Source organism: Microlunatus antarcticus (assembly GCF_014193425.1).
In the GTDB taxonomy this organism is placed as follows: Bacteria; Actinomycetota; Actinomycetes; order Propionibacteriales; family Propionibacteriaceae; genus Microlunatus; species Microlunatus antarcticus.
In genome coordinates, this window is sequence record NZ_JACHZG010000001.1 from 3,432,321 (window position 1) to 3,443,664 (window position 11,344).

General features: G+C 73.7%; 9 protein-coding genes. 1 reads left to right on the forward strand and 8 read right to left on the reverse strand.

Going from position 1 to position 11,344, the window contains the following annotated elements; translation table 11 throughout:
* Positions 1-22: 22 nt before the first annotated feature.
* The 8 genes from murD to mraZ form a co-directional block, all read right to left on the reverse strand.
* Entirely contained in the window at positions 23-1,585 is a 1,563-nt protein-coding gene (gene murD, locus FHX39_RS16060) for a UDP-N-acetylmuramoyl-L-alanine--D-glutamate ligase (protein ID WP_183340061.1), read from the reverse strand.
* Positions 1,564-2,640: a phospho-N-acetylmuramoyl-pentapeptide-transferase gene (gene mraY / locus FHX39_RS16065; RefSeq protein ID WP_183340063.1), complete on the reverse strand. Its 1,077-nt coding sequence runs from the start codon at positions 2,638-2,640 to the stop codon at positions 1,564-1,566. Before mraY ends, murD begins: the two co-directional genes overlap by 22 nt.
* Positions 2,637-4,133: a UDP-N-acetylmuramoyl-tripeptide--D-alanyl-D-alanine ligase gene (locus FHX39_RS16070; RefSeq protein WP_183340064.1), complete on the reverse strand. Its 1,497-nt coding sequence runs from the start codon at positions 4,131-4,133 to the stop codon at positions 2,637-2,639. The genes mraY and FHX39_RS16070 overlap by 4 nt, the downstream gene beginning before the upstream one ends.
* Positions 4,130-5,656 carry a UDP-N-acetylmuramoyl-L-alanyl-D-glutamate--2,6-diaminopimelate ligase gene (locus FHX39_RS16075; RefSeq protein ID WP_332836874.1) on the reverse strand — a complete coding sequence of 509 codons (1,527 nt, stop codon included), beginning with the start codon at positions 5,654-5,656 and terminating at the stop codon, positions 4,130-4,132. Before FHX39_RS16075 ends, FHX39_RS16070 begins: the two co-directional genes overlap by 4 nt.
* On the reverse strand, positions 5,653-7,680 hold the full coding sequence (locus FHX39_RS16080; RefSeq protein ID WP_183340065.1) for a peptidoglycan D,D-transpeptidase FtsI family protein: 2,028 nt from the start codon (positions 7,678-7,680) through the stop codon (positions 5,653-5,655). The genes FHX39_RS16075 and FHX39_RS16080 overlap by 4 nt, the downstream gene beginning before the upstream one ends.
* Positions 7,681-7,691: 11 nt before the next feature.
* Positions 7,692-8,282 (reverse strand): hypothetical protein, encoded by a 591-nt coding sequence (locus tag FHX39_RS16085; protein WP_183340066.1) that lies wholly within the window; start codon positions 8,280-8,282, stop codon positions 7,692-7,694.
* The gene (gene rsmH / locus FHX39_RS16090) at positions 8,279-9,373 is read right to left on the reverse strand and encodes a 16S rRNA (cytosine(1402)-N(4))-methyltransferase RsmH (protein ID WP_183341587.1); all 1,095 of its coding nucleotides are present in this window, start codon (positions 9,371-9,373) and stop codon (positions 8,279-8,281) included. The genes FHX39_RS16085 and rsmH overlap by 4 nt, the downstream gene beginning before the upstream one ends.
* Positions 9,374-9,613: 240 nt before the next feature.
* A complete protein-coding gene (gene mraZ, locus FHX39_RS16095; protein WP_183340067.1) occupies positions 9,614-10,039 on the reverse strand; it encodes a division/cell wall cluster transcriptional repressor MraZ in 426 nt (141 codons plus the stop codon).
* Between the two features lie 352 nt (positions 10,040-10,391).
* Here mraZ and FHX39_RS16100 point away from each other — a divergent pair, with 352 nt between their 5' ends.
* Positions 10,392-11,333 (forward strand): AAA family ATPase, encoded by a 942-nt coding sequence (locus FHX39_RS16100; protein WP_332836956.1) that lies wholly within the window; start codon positions 10,392-10,394, stop codon positions 11,331-11,333.
* The last annotated feature ends 11 nt before the right edge of the window (positions 11,334-11,344 follow it).

Genomic DNA, 11,344 nt, shown 5'->3' on the forward strand with positions numbered 1-11,344 from the left:
GTCCCGGGCCACGAGCGACCGGTCAGGGAGCGAGCGCGCGCACCGCCTCGGTGAAGGCGTCGCCGCGGGCGGCGTAGTCAACGAACATGTCCAGGCTGGCGCAGCCCGGCGCGAGCAGGACCACGTCTCCCGGCCGGGCCAGGGACGAGGCCGCCGCGACGACCCGTGCCATGACGTCGGCGGCACCGCGAGCGGTGCCGGTCGGCGTCGTGCGCCCATCTTCGGCGCTGGTCACGACCTCCACCGGCACATCCGGTGCGTGTCGAGCGAGCGCTTCGGCGACCACCGGCGCGTCCACCCCGAGCAGCACCGCGGCCCGCAGCCGGGGCGCGTGGGCGACCACCAGGTCGTCGAAGCGGGTGCCCTTGGCCTGGCCGCCCGCGACCCACACGACACGGCTCCCCGAGGGGTCGTCCGGGTCGCCGAAGGCGCGCAGCGCGGCGTCGGCGGCGTGCGGGTTGGTGGCCTTGGAGTCGTCGACGTAGCGGACCCCGCGCCGCTCCCCCACGTCCGCGATCTTGTGGGCGCCGACGCGCACGTTCCGCAGGCCGTCGCGGACCGCGGTCGCCGGGACGCCGTACGAGCGGGCGAGCGCGGCGGCGGCCAGCGCGTTCGCCACGACGTGCGGCGGCGGCACGGCGTCGCCCCCCGGTCCCGCCACAGCCCCGGCCGCACGCGCCACGTCGGCGAGCGTCGCGAGCTCGAGGGCGGAGTCGCGCCGCTGCTCGATGAAGGCCCGGTCGACGAGCAGCTCGTCCACGACGCCGAGCATCGACGGCGCCGGCGTGCCGAGGGTGAAGCCGATCGCCCGGGCGCCCTCGACGACGTCGGCCTGCTCGACCATCGCCTCGGTGGCGCGGTCGGCGACGTTGTAGACGCAGGCGTGCGAGACGCCCTCGTAGATCTTGGCCTTCGCCGCCCCGTACGCCTCCATGCCGCCGTGCCAGGACAGGTGGTCGGGCTGCAGGTTGAGCACCACCGACGAGTGCAGGGCCAGCGAGCTCGACCAGTGCAGCTGGTGGCTGGAGAGCTCGACGGCCAGGACGTCGTACGGCTCCGGGTCGAGCACGATCTCCATCACCGGGCGACCGATGTTCCCCACGGCCGCCGTCTTCAGCCCGGCGGCCGTGAGCATGGCCTCGAGCATCTGAGTGGTCGTCGTCTTGCCGTTGGTGCCGGTGATCCCGAGCCAGGGCACGACCTTGGCCGGTCGGCTCAGCCGCCAGGCGAGCTCGACCTCGCTCCAGATCGGCACGGACCCGGCGAGGGCCTGCACCAGGATCGGCGCGCTCGGCGGGAAGCCGGTGGTGACGACCAGGTCGGCGCCCTCCGGCAGCGCGGCGGTCGAGCCCGGCCCGAGCCGGACGGTCGCCCCGAGGACCTCGAGCAGCGCGCCCTTGTCGGCGTTCGCCTCGGTCGCGGCGTCGTCGAGCACGGTGACCCGGGCACCCAGCTGGAGCAGCCCGTCCGCCGCCGCGAAGCCGGAGACGCCGACGCCGGCGATGACGACGTGCGCGTCGGGCCAGGGCGACGCCCCGTCGGCGAGGCTCATCCAGGAGATCGTCATGCGCTGCCGGCCACCCATTCCGCGTAGAAGATGCCGAGCCCGGCGGCGACGAAGAGCCCGCAGATGATCCAGAAGCGCATGACGATCGTCACCTGCGCCCAGTTGAGCAGCTCGAAGTGGTGGTGGATCGGCGACATCTTGAAGATGCGCTTGCCGTGGGTCAGCTTGAAGTAGCCCACCTGCAGCACGACCGACATCACCTCGATCACCAGCAACCCGCCGAGGATGATCAGGAGCAGCTCGGTGCGGGTGAAGATCGCCATCCCGGCCAGCGCGCCACCCAGGGAGAGCGAGCCGGTGTCGCCCATGAAGATCTTCGCGGGCTCGGCGTTCCACCACAGGAAGCCGAAGCACGCCCCGGCCAGGGCGACCGCGACGACGGCGAGGTCGTACGGGTCGCGCACCTCGTAGCACTTGGGGCCGGCCGAGGAGACGTAGGCGCAGGACTGGTTGTACTGCCAGATGTTCACCAGCGTGTACGCGCCGAAGATCATCACGCAGGCGCCCGCGGCCAGGCCGTCGAGGCCGTCGGTCAGGTTGACCCCGTTGCTGGCCGCCGCGATGAGGAGCATCACCCAGAGCACGACGAGGACGACCGGCAGCGTGGGGAACCAGTCGATGTCGCGCAGGAACGAGATCGCCTGCGACGCCGGGCGGATGCCGCGCTCGTCGGGGAACTGCAGCGCGAGCAGGGCGAAGATGATCGCCACGATCGACTGGCCCGCGATCTTGGCCTTGCTCCGCAGCCCGAGCGAGCGCTGCTTGCTGATCTTGATGAAGTCGTCGAGGAACCCGACGACCCCGAGCCCGGTGAAGAGGAACAGCACCAGCAGACCCGAGGCCGACGGCAGGGTCCAGGTGATCAGGTGGCTGACCAGGTAGGCGAGCAGCACCGAGGCGATGATCACCAGGCCACCCATGGTCGGGGTGCCGCGCTTGACGTGGTGCGAGGTCGGGCCGTCGTCCCGGATCAGCTGGCCGTAGCCCTTCTTGACCAGGAAGGTGATGGCCAGGCGGGTGCCGAGGAGCGTGCCCAGCAGCGCCAGGAAGCCGGCGAGGAAGACGACCTTCACGCGTCGCTCCCGGGGTCGGGGGTGCGCAGGATCTCGTCGGCCACGAGGTTCAAGGCTAGGCCACGCGACGCCTTCACCAGAACCACGTCGCCCGGCGCCACCCCGGCGCGGACCCACGCGGCCGCCTGGGAGACCGACTCCGCGACCCGCGCACGCCCGGGCGCGTCGGCCACCAGCAGGGGCGCGAACTCCCCCAGCGCGACGATCTCGTCGATGCCGGCCTCCCGGAGCCGGACGGCCAGCTCGGCGTGCAGCGCGGGCGCCTCGGCCCCGAGCTCGAGCATGTCGCCGACCACGGCCCAGGTGCGTCCGCGCCCGCGGCCGAGCTCGGCGAGGGTCTCCACCGCCGCGGCCATCGAGGCCGGGTTGGCGTTGTAGCTGTCGTTGACCACGCGGACGCCGTCGGCCCGGTCGTGCACCTCCATCCGCCAGCGCGACGCGGGCTCGGCCGCGCTCAGCGCGCCGGCGACGGGGTCGACGTCGAGCCCGAGGGCGACGGCGGCCGCGGCGGCCGCCACGGCGTTGGCGACCTGGTGACGGCCCGTGCCGCGCAGCGCCACCGGGGCCTGCGCCTCCACCCCGGCGCGGCGGACGTGCAGCGTGAACACGTACCGGCCGCGCTCGTCGCCGACGAGGCCCTCGGCCCAGACCGCGTCGGGCCCGTCGGGCGCCCGGTCGACCGCGAACGGCAGCACCCGGGCCCGCGTGCGCGACCGCATGGCCCAGACCCGCGGGTCGTCGGCGTTCAGCACGGCGACGCCGTCCTCGCCCACGGCCTCGACCAGCTCGCCCTTGGCCTGCGCGATCGCCTCGCGGCCGCCGAACTCGCCCACGTGCGCATGGCCGACGTTCAGCACCACCGCGACGTCGGGCGGGGCGATGCCGCAGAGGTAGGCGATGTGCCCGATCCCCCGGGCCCCCATCTCGACCACCAGGTGTTCGGTGCCCTGTCCTGAGGGGGGACGACCCCCCACACCCCCCGAGGGGTTCCCCTCGCTGGCGCTCGTGGAACCCACGACCCGGAGCACGGTGAGAGGGACCCCGAGCTCGTTGTTGAGGTTGCCGGCGGGGGCGACGGTCGGACCGGCGGCGGCGAGCACGGCGCCGAGCAGGTCCTTGGTGGACGTCTTGCCCTGCGAGCCGGTGATCCCGACGACGCGCAGCCCGCCGGGCCGCAGGCGGTCGACGACGTGCCGCGCCAGCCGCCCGAGCGCCTCGAGCGGGTCCGCGACGACGAGCTGGGTCCCGGGGACGCCGTCGACGGGGTGGGCGACCAGCACGGCGACGGCGCCCGCGGCGAGGACCTGGGCGACGAACGTGTGCCCGTCGACCCGCTCGCCGGCGAGCGCGACGAAGAGCGAGCCCGGGCCGACGGATCGCGAGTCGGTCGTGACGTCGGTGATCGTGACGCCGAGGTCGGCCGGGAGGCCGGAGCCGGGCCAGAGCTCGGCGCCGAGGACGGTCGCGACCTGGGACACGCGGAGCGGGATCACGACGCGGCCCCGTCCGTGCGGAGCCGGGACCAGGCCTCGCGCACGACCTCCGCATCGGCGAACGGGGTGACCACGCCGGCGATCTCCTGGCCGGTCTCGTGGCCCTTGCCGAGCACGACGACCGCGTCGTCGGGCCCGGCGAGCCCGAGCGCCGTGGTGATCGCCGACCGCCGGTCACCGCCGTCGACGACCTGCACGCCGGCCCGGTCGAGCCCGCGTGCGCCCGCCAGCACCCGGGCCCGGATCGCCGCCGGGTCCTCGGTGCGCGGGTTGTCGTCGGTGACGACCACGACGTCGGCGGCCGCCGCGGCGGCGGCACCCATCGGCTCGCGCTTGCCGGGGTCGCGGTCCCCGCCGGCCCCGAGCACGGCCAGGACGCGGGCGGAGCCCGCCACGGCGCCGATCGCGGCGGTCACGGCCTCCGGGGTGTGCGCGAAGTCCACGAACACGGCCGGGGAGCCCTCCCCGAGGTCCACGCGCTGCATCCGCCCCGGTACGGACGCGCGCTCCACGCCCTGGGCCGCGACGGCCACGTCGCCCCCGGTGGCCGCCACCATCGCCAGCGCGGTGAGCGCGTTGCGCAGGTTGTACTCCCCGGGCAGCGGCAGGGTCAGCTCCACCTGCTCGCCGTGCACGCGGGCCACGAGGCGGGTCCGCCCGTGCTCGGCGAGCTCCGTCCGCACCGGGTGGACGTCGGCGTACGGGCCGGCGCCGATGGTCGTGACCCCCAGGCCGGCCGCCCGGGCGCGGCCCACCAGGACCTCGCCGCGGGCGTCGTCCACGTTGAGCACCGCGTGCCGGGTCCGCTCGGGCGTGAAGAGGGAGGCCTTCGCCTCGAAGTAGGACTCGACGTCGCCGTGGAAGTCGAGGTGGTCGGTCCCGAAGCCGGTGAACGCCGCCACGTCGAAGACGATCGCGTCGACCCGGCCCAGCGCGAGGGCGTGCGAGGAGACCTCCATGACCAGAGCCTGCGCCCCGTGCTCGAGGAGGTAGCCGAGCAGGCCCTGCAGCTCCGGCGACTCGGGGGTGGTCACCGTCGTGCGCGAACCACCCAGGTCCTGCCCGTCGAGGGCGAACCCGACGGTGCCGATCAGGCCGGTCGACGTGCGGCCGGCGCGCAGCGCGGCGTCGAGGAGGTACGCCGTCGTGGTCTTGCCCTGCGTGCCGGTGATCCCGTAGGTCGTCAAGGCCCGCGCCGGCTCGCCGTAGACGGTGGCGGCCGCGCCGGCCATGGCGTGCCGCGGGTCGGCGAGCACGGCCAGCGGGAGCGTCTGCCCCGCCAGCGCGGCCCCGGCGGGGTCGGTCAGGAGCGCGACGGCTCCGGCCCGGGCGGCGGCGTCGCTGAACGTGGCCCCGTGGTGGTGACGGCCGGGCAGACCGACGAACAGGTCGCCCGGCTCCACGAGCCGTGCGTCCAGGGTGACGCCGGACACCGCCACCGAGGAGGCGGTGCCGGGCACCAGGACGTCCAGCGGGACGGGCGACGTGCGTCGCGGCCGGAGCCCGGTCCTCGTCGCGCTCACCAGGTCGTGCGCTTGGGGTTCGGCTTCGTCTTGTCCGGCATCACGGAGTAGCGCGGCAGCGCGAACTTCATGATGTCCCGCCACACCGGGTTCGCCGTGCTGGTGCCCGTGTCGAAGCTGCCCTTCGGGTTGTTCAGGACGACGTAGGTGAGGATCTCCGGGTCGTTCAGCGGCGCGAAGCCGACGAACGAGGTGACGTAGCCCTTGTACTTGTGGAGCTCGGGGTCGGCGCGCTGCGCGGTGCCCGTCTTGCCCCCGCTGTCGTACGCCTCGAGCCGCAGGTTCTTCTGCCCGTTCTCGCTGTCCATCACGGCCTGCATGACGTCGCGGACCTGGGCGGACGCCTTGGCCGAGATCACCCGGCGCGGCTCCCTCTTGTCCAGGTCGACGGTGTTCCCGGCCGAGTCGGTCACCTGCGAGACGACGGTGGGCGGGTTGTAGATGCCACCGTTCACGATGCCCGAGATGGCCGCCGCCTCCTGGATGGCCGTGACCGAGATGGCCTGGCCGAAGGCGACCTGGTCGCGCTGGATGTCCGACATGTCCGCGCCGGGGATGATCCCGGCCGACTCGCCGGGCAGCTGGACGCCGGTGGTCTGGCCGAGCCCGAACTTCTCGTAGTAGTCGTTCAGCTTCTTGCGGTCCATCTGCCGGGTCAGCAGCGCCATGCCGATGTTGGACGACTGCGCCACGGCCCCGCGCATCCGCAGCTTGAGCGGGTCGGACGTGTGCGTGAACGCGTCCTTGATCGTCAGCGGGCCGGACTTGAGCCGGTACGGGATCGAGATGCGGGTGTCCGGCGTCGCCGTCCCCGAGTCGAGGAGCGCGGCCGAGGTGATGATCTTCTGCACGCTGCCCGGCTCGTACGGCGAGGAGACCGCCTTGTTGCCGCGGTCCTCGGTGGACGCGGCGCTCGGGTTGGAGGAGTCGTACGTCGGGGCGTCGGCCATCGCCAGCACCTCGCCGGTCTTGACGTTCATGACGACGGCCATGCCGTAGTCGGAGTCGGTCCGCACGACCTGCGCGGCCAGCCGCTCCTGCACCATCCACTGCAGCTCGCTGTCGAGGCTGAGCCGGAAGTTGAGGCCGTTCGTCGCGGGCGTGACCTTGCTGTCGCCGAGCGGGATCTTGCTGCCGTTCGGCGCGCTCTCGTACGTCTCCGTGCCGGACTTGCCGGACAGCTCCTGGTTCATGGACAGCTCGAGGCCGCCGAGGCCCTTGCCGTCGGCCCCGACGAAGCCGACCACCGACGAGCCGACCGACCCGTTCGGGTAGGTGCGGATCGGGTCGGCCTCGCGGAACACCCCGTAGAAGCCGGCCTTGGAGATGTCGGCGGCGAGGCGGGTGTACGTCAGCGCCGGCACCTGCTTCTTGAGGTAGACGAAGTGCGTGTTCGGGGTGGTCAGCAGCGGCACGAGCTGGTCGGTGGTCATCTGCAGGTACGGCGCGAGGATGCCCGCGACCTGCGCGACGCGACCGGCGGCGAGCTCGGGCTTGTCACCCATGACGAGCGTCGGGTCGGCGGTGACGGCCACCGCCGGCTGGGTCGACGCCAGGACAGCGCCGTTCCGGTCGGTGATCTCGCCGCGCGAGGGCAGCAGCGGGAGCGTCCGGGTGAGGGCGTCGATCGAGTCCGCGGTGTAGCGGGCCGAGTCGAAGCCCTGGAGCTGCAGGAGCCGGCCGGCGCAGAGCGAGAGGCCCATGGCCATGATCACGAGCACGATGTGCAGCCGGCGGTTGGACGAGCCGAGCGGGACGCGGATCGCGGTGAGCGGCGTCCGGGGCGGCGGCCGGCGGACCGGCGGCTTCGCCCGCGGCGCGGGCACGGCCTTGTTCGGCGTCCGACGGACGGCGGGCTCCGGGCGCGAGCGGGCCCGCTCGGCGGAGCCGTCCCGCAGGATCCGTTCCCCGCGGCGGTGCGCCTCGCCCCCGGCGGGGACGCGGCGACGGGTGGCGTCGGGGCGGTCGCGCCCGTCGGAGCCGGTGCGCCCGGCTGCGGCGGGGTGCGGTCGGCGTTGCGGCATCGGCAGGCCTCTCAGCGGCTGGTCGTCGTCGGCTGCGCCGAGGTGCTGGTCGTCGGGCTGGTCGTCGTCGTGGCCCCGGGGGTCGGGTCCGCCGTCGCCTCCTCGGCCGCCTTGGCCGCCTTCTCGGCGGCCTCCGCCGCCGCGCGGGCCGTGGTCAGCTTTTCGCCGGCGCCCGGCTGGAGGTGGCTCATCTCGGTCCCCTTGGTGGTCTCCGCGTCGCCCTTGACGGTGCCGTCGGGCAGCACCAGGAACGCCGCGTGGACGTTGGGCCGCATGCCCTGCTCGTACGCCTTCTGCGCCAGCGACGCGGGCGCGGAGACGGTCTGCAGCTGCGACTCGAGGTCATCCTGCACGTAGGTCAGCTGGCTGGCCTGGCTGTTGAGTCGGCGCGCCTCGAACTCCTGGTTCTGCAGCGTGGTGTTCAGCAGCAGGAGCCCGGCCATGCCCAGCCCGAAGGCGGCGATGAGCACGACGAGGAACGGCAGCCGCGCCATCCGGCGACCCGGCGTGACCAGCGGCCGCAGGACCGGGCGGTCGACCTGCTCGTCCGGTCGGCTCGCGTGCCTGCGGGTCGTCTTCGGGGCGGCCTGGAGAGCGCTCATGCGCCCACCTCCTCGGGTCGGGTCGTCGTTCGGGGGGTTTCGCGAGCGCCAGCGAGTGGAACGCCATCGGGGGGTGTGGGGGGTCGTCCCCCCGCCTGACGGGGGTCGAAGATGCGAGCGGCGGCGCGCAGCCGGGCGGACGTCGCACGCGGGTTGAGGGCGACCTCGGCCTCGGTCGGGCGCTGGGCACCCTTGGTGAGCAGCTCGAGCTCGGCGCGGAGCTCGGGCGGCACGACGGGCAGGCCGCGGGGGGCCCGGTCGGCGGCACCGGCGGCCAGGACCTGCTTGACCGGCCGGTCCTCGAGCGAGTGGTAGGCGAGGACCGCGATGCGCCCGCCGACCGCGAGCGCGGAGACGGCGCTCGGCAGGACGGACTCGAGCGCGGCCAGCTCGCCGTTGACCTCGATGCGCAGCGCCTGGAACGTGCGCTTCGCCGGGTGGCCGCCGGTCTTCTGCGTGGCCATCGGGATCGCGGCGCGGAGCAGCTCGACCAGCCGGCCGGACCGGGCGAACGGCTCGACCTCGCGGGCCTCGACCAGCCGGCGGGCGATCCGGTCGGCGAAGCGTTCCTCGCCGTAGCGGCGCAGGACGCGGGCGAGGTCGCGCACCTCGTAGGTGTTGAGGACCTCGGCGGCCGTCGGGCCGGACCGGCCCATGCGCATGTCGAGCGGCGCGTCGGCCGCGTAGGCGAAGCCCCGCTCGGCCGAGTCGATCTGGAGCGAGGAGAGGCCGAGGTCGAGGAGCACGGCCTGGACGCGGGGCCGGCCGAGGTCGGCCAGCACGTCGGGCAGCTCGTCGTAGACGGCCTCGACGAGGGTGACGCGGTCGGCGTACGGGGCGAGCCGCTCGCGGGCGATCGCCAGCGCCTGCGGGTCGCGGTCGAGCCCGACCAGGTGGGCCTCGGGGCACGCCTCGAGCAGCGCGGACGCGTGGCCGGCCAGCCCGAGCGTGCAGTCGACCAGCACCGGGTGGGGGGTCTGCGGGGTGGGCTCGAGCGCCGGGGCGAGGAGGGCGAGGACCTCGGCGAGCATGACCGGGACGTGGGCGGGCGCGTGCGCCGGCCCGACCGAGCCCTCGCCGTCCTGCACCATCACCCGCTCGACCCTTCGGCTGTGCTCGTCCGGCGGGGTCAGATGCGACCCGACCGGCCCGCTCGCGGGACGTGCCGGGTGGTTCCAACCCGAGGCCTGGTGGCGACCTGGCACCGGGGAAGTGGTGCCAGGGCGCCGGCCAGCGGGTTGAAGCCGCTCGGCACGTCCTGCGTGCGGTCCTGCTGGTGGTGCGGTCCTGCTGGTGGTGCTCGAGTGCTGCCCGGCTGAGGGGGGAAGACCTCAGATGCCCGGGAAGACCTCGTCGTCCAGGTCGGCGAACGCCGACTCCTTGCTGGCCTCGTACGTCTGCCAGGCCGTCGCGTCCCAGATCTCCACCCGGTTGATGGCCCCGACGACGACGCAGTCCCGGTCGAGCCCCGCGTAGGAACGCAGGTGAGCCGGGATCGTGACCCGTCCCTGCTTGTCCGGGGTCTCGTCCGAGGCCCCCGACGCGAGCATCCGCTGGTAGTCGCGGACCTGCTGGCTGGAGGACGCCCCCCGGACGCCCTGCACCAGCTCGGCGAAGGTCGCGACGGGCCAGATGGCCAGGCAGCGCTCCTGGAACCGAGTGATCACCAGGCCCTCCGCCAGCTCGTCGCGGTACTTCGCCGGGAGGATCAGCCGGCCCTTCTCGTCGAGCTTCGGCGTGTGGGTCCCGAGGAACACGGAACCCTCCTTCGCTCGGCGACCGGGGTCAGCCGTCTTCGACAGCCCGACTGGGATCAGACGGCCCTTCGATCTCCACTGCCCGCCACTTTACTCCACTTCGCCCCACCTGGCTCCCCTTGAGCCCCACGTCGCCCCCGCTTCTGCCCCGGAGGTGACTTTCTGTCGCGCCCGACCGGCTTTCGGGCCCGCGCATACGATGAGCGGGCACTTCCGCGTGACGCGCCCGTGCGTCCGGCACGACAGCCGCCGACGGGCCGACGTCTGGTCCGGACCGCCCGACGAAGGGGAACCTGTGAGCCTGAGCGTCGACTCCGACCGGCAGACCGGCACCGACTACTCCGTCGCCGACGTGGTCGCCGTGATGAGTCGGGTCCGTCAGGCCATCGAGCAGGTGATCGAGGGCAAGCGCGAGGCCGTCGACCTCGCCATGGTCGTGCTGCTGGCCGAGGGCCACCTGCTGGTCGAGGACGTGCCGGGCGTCGGGAAGACGATGCTCGCCAAGGCGATCGGCCGCTCGATCGACTGCTCGGTGCGGCGCGTGCAGTTCACCCCGGACCTGCTGCCCAGCGACATCACCGGCGTCTCGATCTGGAACTCCGAGACCCGCGACTTCGAGTTCAAGCCCGGCGGCATCTTCGCCAACATCGTCGTGGGCGACGAGATCAACCGCGCCTCGCCGAAGACCCAGTCCGCGCTCCTGGAGTCCATGGAGGAGCGCCAGGTCAGCGTCGACGGCACCACCTACCTGCTGGACGCGCCGTTCATGGTGGTCGCCACGCAGAACCCGATCGAGATGGAGGGCACCTACCCCCTGCCCGAGGCGCAGCGCGACCGCTTCCTCGCCCGGCTCGAGATGGGCTACCCGACGCCGAGCGCCGAGCTGGACATGCTCGACTCGCACGGCTCGTCGGACCCGCTCTCCCGCCTCACCCCGGTCACCGACGCGGCCACGATCCGCGGCCTGATCCGTGCGGTCGCGGGCGTGTTCGTGGCGCCGGCGGTCAAGCACTACCTCGTCAGCATCGTGGGCGCGACGCGCACCTCGCGCGACCTGCGGCTCGGCGCCTCCCCCCGGGCCAGCCTCCAGCTCCTCCGGGCCGTCCGCGCGTACGCCGCGCTGCAGGGTCGTGACTACGTCACCCCCGACGACGTCCAGGCGCTGGCCGTGCCCGTCCTCGCGCACCGGGTGCTGCTCTCGTCCGAGGCGCAGCTCTCCCGCCGCAGCGCGGAGGACGTCATCACCCGCGCCGTCGCCGAGATCCGGGTGCCCGACCGCGCCCAGGCCCGCTGAGCGCGACACCC